This window comes from Niastella koreensis GR20-10 (assembly GCF_000246855.1).
GTDB lineage: Bacteria > Bacteroidota > Bacteroidia > Chitinophagales > Chitinophagaceae > Niastella > Niastella koreensis.
The window spans coordinates 851,338-865,549 of sequence record NC_016609.1 but is presented as its reverse complement, the minus strand read 5'-3'; the positions used below and the strand labels follow the sequence as shown (position 1 = coordinate 865,549).

The window sequence follows — 14,212 nt, the reverse complement described above, 5'->3', positions numbered from 1 at the left end:
GTAGACTACCAAATTTTACGGAGAAAGAAGTCTATCTATTTGCTGTTCATCGGCTTATGGCCTTATTTTACCACCATTACGGCTTTACTGTTGTCGTAAGGCAACTTCAGTGCAGTCAGTGTGGGCGATGGTACGTCTTTCAGTACAATTACGGGCGCCGGCTGGGTAGCGGGCACCTTCAAACCCTCTACATGGAGTAATTGCACATCGTCAACCACCATGGCGGGTCTGAAATCTGCTTTTTTATATTGCAGGCTTACATTTTTGAGCTGAATGCCGCTGGCATGCCGCAGATACAAACCCCAGCAGGGCAATTCGCCAAACATGGAGAACTCGGGATAGTCACCTGCTTTTTCGGGTACTTTTGAAAGGGAGTCCAATCCGAAATGCGCTACCGTATTACTGCCACCGCCTTCATACGTGATGCTGATATTTTCCAGCGTTACGTTTTCTACGGGATTGCCCGGCAGTCCGGTAATGGAAGCGGGAAATACATTGTGCGGATACCTCAATGCCGGTCCTTCCATTTCATACCCTTTATCGGGCTTGCCAGCCGGCACTTCTACCTTCACGTTAGCAATGCGGATATTACGCACCTTGCCAATGGGCGCTTCTTTTTTACGATGGCCCAGGCGAATAAAAATACCATTGCCGGTATTGGTGGCCTTGATATTTTCAATGTTTATATTTTCCAACGTCCCGCCATCTACCGATTCCAGGGCAATGGCCGACCGGTATGTATCATATATTTCCAGGTTCTTTACCATTACATTTTTGAACCCGCCATGTGAGGCGGTGCCGAACTTCAACGCGCTGGCGCTGGAGCGTACCACGCAATCACTGATCTCTACATTTTCGCAAATCGCCTGGTCGTTATTCGATTTCAGACAAATGCCATCGTCATCGGCGTTTACATTACAACGGGTGATCTTTACATTTTTGCAGTTATCGATATCGATGCCATCGTTGTTATAATAGGCAGTGCTTTGCACACGAATACTGTCGATAGTCAGGTTGCTGCATTCGTGGTAGGTTTCTACCCAGCAGGCAGCGTCTTTTAACAGGATGCCTTTTATGGTAACATGATCACATTTACCAAAAGTAAGCAGGTGCGGACGGTTTGATTCATCCGAGCGTTTTTGTCCCCAGGGATTTACGGTTTGCCAGGAAGGGTCCTGCAGGGTGCCTGCTTTTAACATGCGGTCCACATCGGCCACCACTTCCCTTCCCCGGCCATCGATAGTACCGGTGCCGGTAATAGAGATATGGTGTTGTTTCTCTGCAACGATCAGGGCGGAAGCTTTTACCGTTCCATAATCAGTGCGTTTGGTACTGCCCAGCAGCATCGCATTGGCCGATACATGCAACTCCACATTTGATTTCAGGTTCAACACCCCGGTAACAAATCTGCCGGCTGGGATCACCACCCGGCCACCGCCATTTGCGGATGCTTCATCGATGGCTTTTTGAATAGCAACTGTATTGTTGGTGCTGCTGTCGCCTTTTGCGCCAAACGTAGTTATATCGTAGTTTTTTTGTTGAGCGAAAATGCCGCTGGAAAGAAGTATGAGCAAATGAAACAGGCTGATCTTTTTCATATAGCGCTTAGTTCGTAAGTTATTGAGTTATTAAGTTCGTTAGTTAACCTGTCAAACTAAAGAACCTAATAACTTACGAACCTATTAACTTCTTTAATATTGAGATGCAGGCTTATCTAATTGCGCACCCGGAGAACTCCCCATAACTATAGTCATCGTACCACCATTTATGATCTGCTGATGCGTGATATAGCTATGGGGCCAGGGTTTGCCATTTAGAATTACGCGTTGAATATAGATATTCTTTGGACTGTTCTGCTCTACTTTTAACGAAAACGTTTTCTTATTTGGTAGTTGGATCGTGGCTTTATCGAACAACGGACTGCCCAACACATAAGCGCCACTGGCCGGGAAAACGGGATAAAATCCCAACGAAGAAAAGATATACCAGGCCGACATTTGCCCGCAATCTTCATTGCCGCTGATGCCATCGGTGGTATTGTCGTACAGGTTTTTCAGGATGTAGCGTACTTTCTCCGCCGTTTTCCATTGCTGACCGGCATAAGCATATAAATAGGTAGTATGATGGCCTGGCTCATTGCCATGCGCATACTGACCGATCATGCCGGAGATATCCGGTGGCGACTTGGGATCGAATGCTGTCTTCAGTTTAAAGAATTCATCCAGGCGGTTTACAAAAGCCGTATCACCACCCAGCAGTTTTATCAATCCTTCCACATCCTGGGGCACCAGCCAGGTGTATTGCCAGGCATTGCCTTCGCAATAATCGTCTATATAAGGATGGCTGGTCCTTCCGGGACCAAAGGTTGGGTTCCACTCCCCCTGCTCGTTCTTACCTCTGAAGAATTTAGTGGCAGGGTCGAAATAGTTGCGGTAATAATGCGAGCGTTTGGTAAATAATTCAGCATCGGCTGTCCTGCCCATTTGTTTTGCCATCAGGGCAATGCTACCATCACTGATACAATATTCCATGGCCTTGGCCACTGATTCCTGTACTTTATTGTTGGGGATGTAAGCAATAGATTTTACATAATTAAGTCCAAACTCATCGCGAAGCGACGTGTTTTTAACGGCTTCAAAAGCCAGTGCCGTATCAAATCCCCGGTAACCTTTCAGGTAGGCTTCCGCTACTATTTGTACGCCGCTCATACCCGGCATCAGGTTGGTTTCATTGCCAGCCAGGTGCCAGATGGGCAGTTTACCCTGTTGCTGATAAATAGCCAGCATGGTGTTTACCATGTCATTCACCCTGTCTGGTTGTATAATGGTATACAATGGATTCAACGCGCGATACGTATCCCATAAAGAGAAGATGGTGTAGTTCTGAAATGTCGCTTTATGCGTTTGTTTGTCCGGCCCCCAATATTCGCCATTCACATCGTTGAACAGCGCGGGGTCAATCATGGTATGATACAACGAGGTATAGAAGATCGTTTTTGCGGAAGCATCTTTGGTGTCGATGGCTATCTTACCCAGTTCTTTGTTCCATTTGGCATCGGCAACTTGTTTCACCTGAGCGAAATTCCAATGCGGGATCTCTGCATTGATATTGGCCAGCGCATTGGCTGAGCTCACCGGCGAGATGCCGACCTTCAACATAATGGTAGCAGGTGCTTTTAGAAAGCTGATAACCCCTTTCATGCTGTCGCTTTTGGCGGTTCCATACACATCAAACTGTTGTATCGGCGCCGACAGGCGGATAGCGAAATACAAACGCTGGTCGGGCGCCCAGCCTTTTGAAAAGCGATACCCATAAATAGTGGAGTCATCTGCTTTTTCGAGATAAGTTTCCGTTGCTTTATCACCAATGCCATCTTTAAGATCGATGAGGATGTGCGCCGTTTCACCCGCGGGGAACTGGTATTGGTGAAACCCTACCCTTTCAGTGGCCGTTAACTGAACCTGGATGTTGTAATCATCTAAAGAAACCGCGTAATAACCCGGTTGTACTTTTTCTTTTTTGTGCGAGAAATGCGAAGCTGGTCCTGCTGTTGGTGTTTCCTGCGTAACCTTACCGGTTTTTACCGCCCCTGTAAACGGCATAATCAGCACATCGCCCAGGTCGGGCATGCCGGTTCCGCTTAAATGCGTGTGGGAAAAACCTTTAATAATGCTATCCGTATAATTGTAACCAGAGCACCAGTCCCAACCCCGGAAGATATTATCGGGCCCCAGCTGCACTGCCCCAAACGGCACATTAGCGCCCAAAAAAACATGCGCATGACCCGCAGTACCAATGTATGGATTTACAAATTCGGTATAATGCTGTGCGAAGGAGAATGAATGGAATATTACTAAACTAACAACTGTAACTATATTTTTAAAGAGATGCCCTTTCATGCGGATGAATTTAGGATTATTCAGCCGCAATATAGTGACAGAAATGCAATAGTCAGTAGTGAGTAGTCAGTAGTGAGTTAGCTCGCAAACGTGCAGTTGTCTGAATAATCGGGAACCACTCACTACTGACAACTCACTACTCACTTTCCGATCTCGGCAAAATAGTTCGGATAATCCGTAATAATTCCATCAACGCCATCCGCTATGAGGCTCTTCATTTTCTCCTTATCATTCACCGTCCAGGGAACCAGCTTTACGTGTTTGCGGTGGCAGAAATCGGCCATGGCTTTGGTCACCAGGCTAAAATGCGGACTATAAATATGCGGCAGAAAACCAAGGCTTGTCAGGTTGCTGTCCAGATTTTTGCCTTCAGTTAAATACCCAATGACAATATCAGTATGCTGTTTGTGCAGGTACTGCAGCGGACGCACATCAAAAGATTGTAAATAGAACCGGTTGCCGATATTCCTGGCCTTCGCCTCTTTCAGCGTAGCTTCCACCAGTTCGGCCGGACTGGAATTGTATTGCAGGCTGTCGTATTTGAGCGAGGTCTTCAGCTCGATATTATAAATAGGTTTGGGCAGGTTATTGGCAGTTGTATACGCTTCTACTGAGTCTATCAAATCACCTAATAAAGGCAAACCCACCTTCATTCTTTGCTGTTGCGGAAAAGCAGCATAGGGTTTGGAACCCACATCAAATTTGCGGATGTCGTCATAATTCATCTGGTGCCAGATGTATTTTTTGGCATCCTCCTTCGCTATTTCACTGCCGTCGACATACAGGGAGTGCGTTACATTCACAAACGGATCATGCGAGATCAGCACCTTGCCATCCTTCGTAAGGTAAACATCCACTTCAATACAGTTGGCGCCCACTTCCACGCCTTTTTTCATGGCAGGAATGGTATTCTCGGGCATCAGGCCGCGGGTTCCGCGGTGACCTTCTTTATAAAAAGCGGGATAATTGGCTGGTACCGACAAATGATTAGTGGCAGTGCAGGCAACAAGGCAACCTGCGACTAACGTCACACCTAAAATGCGATTCATTGTATGTTTATTTGATTACTTCAACGTCATGTAAAGCAGGGCGGCAATTACGGCGCCTATGATGGGACCAATCACCGGGATCCAGGCATACTTCCAGTTACTTTTGCCTTTCCCTTTTATGGGTAGTAACATATGCACAATACGTGGACCCAGATCACGGGCAGGATTGATGGCATATCCTGTTGTGCCGCCCAGTGATAACCCAATGGCCCATACCAGGAAGGCCACCGGCAAAGCGCCCAATGAGCCCAATCCTATAGGTGATTTTGGTTCTTTGATCTCAGCATCGGTAAAATAGAAGACCACAAAGATCAATACGAAGGTGCCGATGATCTCACTTAATAAATTGAATGTCGTATTCCGGATAGCCGGCCCGGTGCTGAACACGGCCAGCTGGGTATCGGGATCGTTGGTGGCGTCGAAATGATCGCGGTAAATCAACCAGGCTAAAAAGGCGCCCAGCATGGAGCCCAATAACTGCGCACCTATATACGCGGGCACTTTAGCCCATTCAAACTTACCGGCAATGGCCAAACCAATAGACACAGCAGGATTTAAATGCGCCCCGCTATAAGGGCCTGCAATTACCACCCCTACAAATACAGCCAGCGCCCAACCGGTGGTAATCACCATCCAGCCACCGCTGTTACCCTTGGTTCCTTTTAAAATCACATTCGCCACAACCCCGGCCCCTAACAGGATCAAAAACATGGTGCCTATTACTTCCGCTGAAAATGCTGACATATGATATGGTTTATCGTTAGTTTGTTAGTTATTTAGTTTGTTGGTTTTTTAGTTCGTTAGTTATTAAGTTCGTAGGTCATTTGGTTTTGAACTTATAAACTAAAGAACTAACAAACCCAATAACTTAATAACCTAATAACTTATCAACCTTATTCTTCCGAAAATGCTTTGGCAGCTTTAATCGCTTTCAACCAGCCTTTCGTTAGCTGTCTGGCATCGGTACCGTCGGGTGAAAAGCTTTTATTGAGTTTCCATTGCTTTTTAATTTCATCTATGTTCTTCCAGAACCCTACGGCCAAACCAGCGAGATAGGCTGCGCCAATGGCCGTGGTTTCGGTGATCTCAGGACGGATCACCGTTGCCTGCAATACATTGGCCTGAATTTGCAGCAGCAGGTCATTGGCCGTAGCGCCACCGTCTACCCGAAGTTCTTTAATTGGTTTGCCGGCATCGGCCTGCATGGCAGTGAGCACATCCATGGTTTGTAAGGCAATGCTTTCGATGGAGGCACGCGCAATGTGTGCAGCTGTGGTGCCGCGGGTAATGCCCACCATGGTGCCGCGGGCGTGCTGGTCCCAATAAGGCGCCCCCAAACCGGCAAATGCCGGAACCAGGTACACGCCGCCGTTATCGTCCACACTGCGGGCCAGTGCTTCTACGTCGGAAGAATTTTTAATAATACCCAATCCATCCCGTAACCATTGCACTACGGCGCCACCAATGAAGATGCTGCCTTCCAGGGCATACTGCACTTTGCCATCGATCTTCCAGGCAATAGTGGTTACGAGGTTATTTTTTGATAAAATAGGTTTGTCGCCAATGTTCATCAGCATAAAACAACCGGTGCCATAGGTGTTTTTTACCATGCCGGGTTCGGTACACATTTGTCCGAACAACGCCGCCTGCTGATCACCGGCAATACCCGCAATAGGGATCTGCGCAGCCAGGATCTGTGCATCCGTTTGTCCAAACACTTCGCTCGAGGAATGAACGGTTGGCAACATAGAAGCGGGCACATCCATTATTTTCAACAGCTCCTCATCCCAGGTACAGGTATGAATATTAAACAGCATGGTGCGCGATGCATTGGAAATATCGGTAGCATGTACTTTACCGCCGGTGAGTTTCCATACCAGCCAGGTATCGATGGTGCCAAAGGCCAGTTTTCCTTCCTCCGCTTTTTTGCGCGCGCCTGCTACATTATCCAGGATCCAGCGGATCTTGGTGGCAGAAAAATAAGCATCCACGATCAACCCGGTTTTCTCCTGGATCAATTTGCCAGACTGTACTTTCAACTGGTCACAAAAAGCAGCAGTGCGTCTGTCCTGCCAAACAATGGCATTGTGCACGGGCGTGCCGGTTTCTCTATCCCATACCACGGTTGTTTCGCGCTGGTTGGTAATGCCGATGGCAGCGATATCGGTTGCCTTCAACCCGGCTTTGCTCACCGCTTCAACGGCTACGGCCAGTTGCGTGCCCCAGATCTCAGCCGCATCATGTTCTACCCAACCCGGTTGCGGATACAACTGCGTAAATTCCTTCTGCGCTATCGATATAATGGAACCGGCCTGATCGAAGATAATGGCCCTTGAACTGGTAGTACCCTGGTCGAAACTTAGGATGTATTGTGGCATAGTTTGTTTTATAATCGTTAGTTTTTTAGTTTTTTAGTTCTTTAGTTTGTTAGTTATTAAGTTCGTAGGTTATTAGGTTCTGAACTAATAAACTAAAGAACCCAAGAACTTAATAACCTAATAACTTATACTTAGAATCGGGAACCAGCTATTGATAGCTATATCAACTTAAGTAATTACAAATACTGTTTTAAGATGCCCGCCCACACCTGATATCCCGCGGCATTCAAATGCAACCCATCCTGCGTATACCGTTTATCGAGTTTATTGCTGGCGTCCAGGAAATGCGGGTGCAGGTCTATCAGCGTGATCTTTTCTTCTTCTGCTATCTTCTTCAGTTCTGTATTTACAAAGGCGATGTGCTCGTCTTTATTATAATGTTTTTTAAACTGGGTGAACTCGTTGTTAACGGGTAACAGTGTATGAAAATAGATCTTTGTCTTTGGCGACTCTGCTTTTATCTGCCTGATGATACGGCGATAGTTGTTTACGATCAGCGTATCGGGAATATTATGCTCAATATCGTTAATTCCGATCAACACAAACACTTTTGCCGGTTTGCCTTCGGTTACTTCGCTCAATCGCTCCAGTACCCCGTAGGTAATGTCGCCGCTGATGCCCCGGTTTTTGCAATTGGGGTTTTGCAGCAGTTCGGCCCAGTCAACGCCCTGGGTAATGCTGTTGCCAAGAAAAATAATGTCCTTGGGGGAATTCGGATAGCTTTTGAACAGCCCTAACCGTAAACTATACGCGGCAGGGCGAACCGCGCTATCAATGGTGGCCTGCTGCGCTAATACGTTCAAATTCAATAAGATCATGACTATGCAGGAAACAATTCCAGGCATCTGTTTTTTCATATGAGCTTTTATTTAAGTTAGGCTGCGAAGATATGTAGAACATATTATCCGCCACCCGTCAGGCCGTATATTCAGCAGAATATTTCCTTCCAAAGCGGTCTACCGCCACTATTTTCACCTGTTTGGCCGATGCCGGAACAACTGCCTCGAATAAGTGATCTGTTTTCTTTGGCTCTGCAAATCCACGGGGTTTGGGCAGGTCGGGTCCTTCGTATAAGGCTACCGCTAATGCATCAAACCCTTTCTGTTGTTTAAAGTCATTGTGTCTGGCGCCATCTACCCAGCATTCTACCGTCCACGCAGGATCGTAATTCCATACATTCACCTGCAGTTTTTTACTGGCGGCATCGCGCTCCTGTACGTTGATACTTACCTGGTGACCGGCTTCTTTTCCGGTTGACTGATAATACCAGCTCAACTCGGTGCCATTTACTGAATACACGCCATAACCGGAAGGCGTGCCATCGCCACAGATGGGGCCCGTCCACCAGGCGCCGCACACGGTGCCATGGTTGTGCTCAAAAATATCGTTCTGAATTACGTTGCGGTGATAGTGCGTATGGCCCGACATGATATGCACGTTGCGGCCTTTCAGTACGGCGTACAGGGCATCGTTGTTCTTTACTTCGTTATGAACCGGAATATGCACGCACACGATTACCAGGTGGTCATTGGGTACAAAGGAGAGATCTTTTTGTAACCAGGTTAATTGTTCTTCGGAAATATAGCCATCGTACTCACGGTCTTTACCCAGGTAACGCACATCGTCCATTACCACATAATGCACTTTACCCCTGTTGAAAGAATACCAGGTAGGGCCATAATGTTTTTGAAAGGTATCGTCGGAGCTGTCATCGCTGCCATTGGTATAATCCATGTCGTGGTTACCGATGCACTGGAAGAAAGGAATGCCCATTCTTTCAACGGCCAGGTTGTAGCTGGGGAACAGGTCGTGGTTATCCCATACCAGGTCGCCCACGCAAATGCCATGCAACAAGGCGCCATTGGCGGCTTTTACAAATTTCTGTACATCGGGCACTGATTCCACCATCATCTTGTTCACATCTTTTTCATTCTTCACCTGCGGATCGGCCCAGATAATAAACTGGTGGTTGTTATCGTCGGTACTGAGGGGTTGCAATTCAAAGTTGAGGGTTTTGCGGAAGTTGATATCGTCCACCATTTTGTAATGGCGGGCTAATCCTCTGTCGTGATTGAACTCAAAGCCGGCGGGGGTAGAAACAAAGACCGCAACGGCATTGGGATGCACATCCATTTCAAACTTTCCGTCGCTATCGGTAGCTATCACGGAATATCCATCACTTACAATTACCTCTTTTAGTCCTTTACCTTTTGCCAGCACGGCGCCTTTTACTTTCCTATCACTGCGAAAGAATGCTTTAGCGGGCGAAAAGGGCGTCAATGCCCAGCCTGCAGTCAGTAAACCAAGGGAGGAGAGGAATCTTCTTCGTTTCATGTTTTGGATTAATATTTTAATTAAGCGGCAAGCTATAAGCCTTAAGCTGTAAGCAATACCCCTCAGCACGGCAACAAAGAACTCAGAACTGAGAACTTTGAACTCTGAACTCTGAACTTTGAACTCTGAACTTTGAACTAGCTCAACACATACCGCTCAGCCAGTTTCGTATATAAAGCAACTTGTTCACGAATCCAAACTTCATCTTTACCAAGCTGCTTCGCCATAATAACTGCTACGGGCTCCGCCATGCGAATGCTTTCGCGGGCATCGAGTAATAAAGCTCTTGTACGGCGCGATAACACATCTTCCACCGTGCGCGCCATTTCGTGCTGCACGGCCCAGATCACCTGCGCTTCGTGAATTTGTAAACTGTTACTCAGCCATTGGTTGGCATGGCCATTCATCAACGCTTTTACGCCGGCAGTATCACTGCCATAGAAATATAAAGGATCGTGTATGTTTACATTGGCCATTGCGCCATGGATCTGCAAATGGCGGGTACCGGTTTCTTTATGCGGCCACTGCAATTCCTTCTCTACCCGGTCAACCATATCTTCGCCCATTTTGCGGAAGGTGGTCCATTTACCACCTAAAATGGTAAACAGTTGCGAAGGCGTTACCATGATCTTATGACTGCGCGAGATCTCTTTTGTTTTTTGTTTACCGCCCTGTGGAGCTGCGAGTGGACGTAACCCGGCAAAAACGCTTAAAACGTCGCTGCGTTTTGGCTGCTCCACCAGGTAATTGGCTGCGTTCTCCAGGATGAAATTGATTTCTTTTTCAAGGGCCTGCGGTTCCAGCGAAGCTTCCTTCACCGGGGTATCTGTAGTACCCACCACCACCTTTCCGTGCCAGGGCACGGCAAACAGCACCCGTCCATCACTGGTAGCCGGGATCATGAGGGCATCATCGGCCGGGTAAAATCTTTTATCCAGCACCAGGTGTACACCCTGACTGGCCGTAATACTTTTTGTACCGGTTGGGTTATCCAGCTGCAGGATGTCATCTACAAACACGCCGGTGGCGTTCACCACTGCTTTCGCCTTGCAGGTATAGGTTTGACTGGTTTCAATATCTTTTACGGTAACTCCTGAAATGTGCTGACCATTGTCTTTTATAAGACCGGTCACTTTCATATAGTTCAGCGCCACCCCGCCCTTTTCAATGATCGTTTGCACCAGGTTAATAGCCAGGCGCGAATCATCGAACTGACCATCGTGATACTGCACACCGCCCACCAAACCTTTAGACTTTATGTTTGGAAGTTTAAATAATGCTTTGTTCCTCGGAATAAAAACCGACGCCCCCAGGCTCAGCCGGCCCGCAATCCAATCATATAACTTCAACCCGATGGTATATTTGAGCCGGTCCCACCAGGTATAAATAGGAATAATGAAAGTTTGATTTTTTACCAGGTGGGGAGCATTGCGCCATAACAGCCCCCGCTCAATGCTGGCTTCTCTAACCAGTTGAATATCACCCTGTGCCAGGTAACGAACCCCGCCATGCACCAGTTTGGTGCTGCGGCTGGAAGTGCCTTTGGCAAAATCAGCCTGTTCCACCAGCAATGCGCTGTATCCCCTGCTAACGGCTTCTAAAGCAATGCCTAAGCCAGTTGCTCCGCCCCCAATTACTATCAGGTCCCACTCCTTTTGCGTTCCCAGCCGGTTTACCAGCGCGTTACGATTTTGTACGGTATCAGCTTCCATTCCAGATCGAATACTTTCGTTTTATTTCAATTTATTTGACAAGCAATATTAGCGAAACAATTTGAAACCACTAATAAAATATTCCGAAATCGAATGAAACCGTTTGCGCTTTCATTCCTTATAAAGGACGCTTTAAAGCTCCGTCCGGTACTAGTCTGAACCGGGATTAGTTGTCTGAACCGGGATGGGTAAATCCCAGTTCAGAAATTTTACTTTAATTTGGCGTAACCATTATGATCTCACAAACCGAACGCCATCAATTCATTTTGAACAAACTAAGCAAGGAAAGCTTTGTTAACGTGCTTGAACTATGTAAAGAACTGGATGTGTCGTCTGTGACCATCCGGAAGGACCTCAAACTGCTGGAAGATAAAAGCCTGCTGTACCGTACGCATGGGGGCGCCACCATCAATAACCCCTATACTATTGACCGCCCCGTAAATGAAAAGGAGAAACTGCAATCGAACGAGAAAATGCGCATCGGCGCTACCGCGGCCCAATTAATTACCGACAACGATTCCATCATCATTGCTTCCGGCACTACCGTGCTGGCGCTGGCGAAGAATATGCCGCCAAAAATTAATGTTACGGTAATTACTGCCTCCTTACCGGTTGCCACAGAACTGAACAAACACGCCGACATCGAGATCATGCAACTGGGCGGTATCATTCGCAAAAGCTCTTCTTCCGTAACCGGACCTTACGCACAAAAAATACTCACCGATTTCTTCTGCAGTAAATTATTCCTCGGCGTTGATGGTATTGACCTTGAATTCGGTCTTACCACAACCAGCGTAATGGAAGCGCATTTAAACCGTCAAATGATCGATGTATCCCAAAAGGTGATTGTGTTGTCTGACTCTACCAAATTTGGCAAACGGGGCTTTGGCCGGATTTGTGGATTGGAAGAAGTGGACAGGGTTATAACTGATAAGGGAATTTCAGAGCATTTTGTGAATCAGTTGGAGAGTCGCGGTATTGAAGTAACTATCGTTTAATTATTAGCTACGTTATAGTTCATAGGTTATTAGGTTCATAGGTTATTAGGTTCGGGGTTTAAAAACCTAATAACCCAAATAACTTAATAACCTAATAACTTTGCTCCTTAGCACCTGCTAATTCTCTACTACCCGCATATTTTCCTTTAAAAGTCTTAAAGCCGCAACCATATGATTCTCCACTGTATTCTTCGACAACCGTAATCTATCCGCAATTTCTTTATACGAACTGCCTTCTTCGCGGCTCATGGTGAAGATGCGTTTCTTTTGCGGGGGTAAGCGGTTCAGCGAAGTTCTGTATAAAGTTTCAAGTTCTTTATGTAAGATGCGGCTATCGGTGATAAAGGAGCTGGGCGGTTCTATGGCCGTTAATTCTAACGACACGGTAGCCAGTTGTTGTTTGCGTAAATGATCGATCAACCGGTTTCGTACCGATTTATATAAGTAAGCTGATAATGACAGGCTGCAATTTAACTGATCGCGCTTTTGCCAAATGGCCAGCATAACGTCCATCACTATTTCTTCTGATACTCTTTTATCGGGAACCTGCTTAAGGCTATAACTATACAGTTTATAAAAATAACGCTCGAATAAAGTACGGTATGCCTTCTCATTGCCTCCACGCCAGAGTTCAATAAGATGACTGTCGGTTGCATTTACATTCATAGCAAATCGTTATGCCATTAAAATTATTGCTATTATTGTGCTGCGCAGTTACCCGATTTGATATTTGCGTTGTACTTTTTGACATTAATAAATGGTGAACTTTTATAAATACCTGCCCGTAAGCACCACAGATGAAAGCTGGGGGTTGAATGTGCTGAACACCGGCTGTACGCATATTGTGGCCGGTTCTCCGTATCCCAACGATACGCATCCGGCGCATCATAATTTCAATTGGGAGAAGGGAAGGGTGCTGCACGAGTTCCAGGTTATTTATATCACCAAAGGCAGCGGTTTGTTTGAATCGAAAAGCGGAGGCAAACAAGCCATTACTGCCGGTTCCATTATACTATTATTTCCCGAAGAACGGCATCGCTATAAACCCGATAAAAAAACAGGCTGGGACGAATACTGGGTAGGTTTTACCGGACCCATTGCCAAAAACCTGTTCAATAAAAAATTTTTCACCCCTGCCAATCCGGTTATCCCTGTTGGTTACCAGGAAACCTTATTGAATCTTTTCCAGGAGATCATTGATAAAACCCAGGAAGAAAAAGCAGGTTACCAGCCACTCATTGCGGGCACGGTATTACATTTACTGGGAACCGTATATTCCCTTTCGCAACAGGAAAAGTTCAGTGGACAGGATGTGGAAGCTATTGTTGATAAAGCCCGCCTGCTCTTCCGTTCAAACATCGAGCAGAATATTTCACCGGTTGATGTGGCGCATGAACTACAGATCAGTTATTCGCGGTTCAGAAAAATATTTAAAGAATATACGGGCCTGGCGCCCGGGCAATTTCAGATCCAGCTGAAAATACATAAGGCAAAAGAATTGCTGACCCACACCAGGAAGTCAGTAAAAGAAATTGCTTTTGAGCTCAACTTTGAATCAAACTTTTATTTCTCCAAGTTGTTCAAGGAGAAAACTGGTATAACACCGATCCAGTTTAGAAACAAGCAGTCAAAATAACATTCTTCCCCTGGCATTTTAATTGCGTATTCCTTAGTAACATGATCGTACTTATTCTTTCATTTAGAGAGAGATAGCGAATAAATAAGGAGCGTTCTTATGCATGAATATTTACGTTGTAAGCCACCTGACGCGTATTTTCCCCATTAGTAGCCTCAACACCCCTTACACTCAACCAGCAACTTTGGCATTTATAGTATTCACTT

General features: G+C 46.3%; 11 protein-coding genes. 2 read left to right on the top strand and 9 right to left on the bottom strand.

What is annotated here, in order from left to right; all coding sequences use genetic code 11:
• Positions 1–62 precede the first annotated feature (62 nt).
• From NIAKO_RS03530 to NIAKO_RS03495, 8 genes are all read right to left on the bottom strand, one after another.
• Positions 63–1,598, bottom strand: a complete 1,536-nt coding sequence (locus tag NIAKO_RS03530; protein WP_014217021.1) for a glycoside hydrolase family 28 protein — start codon at positions 1,596–1,598, stop codon at positions 63–65.
• A gap of 93 nt (positions 1,599–1,691) precedes the next feature.
• Positions 1,692–3,899 (bottom strand): GH92 family glycosyl hydrolase, encoded by a 2,208-nt coding sequence (locus NIAKO_RS03525; RefSeq protein ID WP_014217020.1) that lies wholly within the window; start codon positions 3,897–3,899, stop codon positions 1,692–1,694.
• Between the two features lie 140 nt (positions 3,900–4,039).
• The gene (locus NIAKO_RS03520; protein ID WP_014217019.1) at positions 4,040–4,948 is read right to left on the bottom strand and encodes a glycerophosphodiester phosphodiesterase family protein; all 909 of its coding nucleotides are present in this window, start codon (positions 4,946–4,948) and stop codon (positions 4,040–4,042) included.
• 15 nt (positions 4,949–4,963) lie between these two features.
• A complete protein-coding gene (locus tag NIAKO_RS03515) occupies positions 4,964–5,692 on the bottom strand; it encodes an MIP/aquaporin family protein (RefSeq protein ID WP_014217018.1) in 729 nt (242 codons plus the stop codon).
• 149 nt (positions 5,693–5,841) lie between these two features.
• Positions 5,842–7,326, bottom strand: coding sequence for a glycerol kinase GlpK (gene glpK / locus NIAKO_RS03510; RefSeq protein WP_014217017.1), 1,485 nt, complete (start codon positions 7,324–7,326; stop codon positions 5,842–5,844).
• Positions 7,327–7,502: 176 nt separating this feature from the next.
• Positions 7,503–8,183 carry a GDSL-type esterase/lipase family protein gene (locus NIAKO_RS03505; protein ID WP_014217016.1) on the bottom strand — a complete coding sequence of 227 codons (681 nt, stop codon included), beginning with the start codon at positions 8,181–8,183 and terminating at the stop codon, positions 7,503–7,505.
• 58 nt (positions 8,184–8,241) lie between these two features.
• Positions 8,242–9,660, bottom strand: a complete 1,419-nt coding sequence (locus tag NIAKO_RS03500; protein WP_014217015.1) for a calcineurin-like phosphoesterase C-terminal domain-containing protein — start codon at positions 9,658–9,660, stop codon at positions 8,242–8,244.
• Between the two features lie 137 nt (positions 9,661–9,797).
• A complete protein-coding gene (locus tag NIAKO_RS03495) occupies positions 9,798–11,372 on the bottom strand; it encodes a glycerol-3-phosphate dehydrogenase/oxidase (protein WP_014217014.1) in 1,575 nt (524 codons plus the stop codon).
• Positions 11,373–11,605: 233 nt separating this feature from the next.
• Here NIAKO_RS03495 and NIAKO_RS03490 point away from each other — a divergent pair, with 233 nt between their 5' ends.
• Positions 11,606–12,370, top strand: coding sequence for a DeoR/GlpR family DNA-binding transcription regulator (locus NIAKO_RS03490; RefSeq protein WP_014217013.1), 765 nt, complete (start codon positions 11,606–11,608; stop codon positions 12,368–12,370).
• A 117-nt stretch (positions 12,371–12,487) separates the two neighbouring features.
• On the opposite strand, the gene NIAKO_RS03485 is transcribed toward NIAKO_RS03490, so the two are convergent.
• Complete coding sequence (locus NIAKO_RS03485) at positions 12,488–13,036, bottom strand: RNA polymerase sigma-70 factor (protein ID WP_014217012.1); 549 nt, start codon at positions 13,034–13,036, stop codon at positions 12,488–12,490.
• A gap of 91 nt (positions 13,037–13,127) precedes the next feature.
• On the opposite strand from NIAKO_RS03485, the gene NIAKO_RS03480 reads away from it, so the two are divergent.
• Positions 13,128–14,006 carry an AraC family transcriptional regulator gene (locus NIAKO_RS03480; protein ID WP_014217011.1) on the top strand — a complete coding sequence of 293 codons (879 nt, stop codon included), beginning with the start codon at positions 13,128–13,130 and terminating at the stop codon, positions 14,004–14,006.
• Positions 14,007–14,212 lie beyond the last annotated feature (206 nt).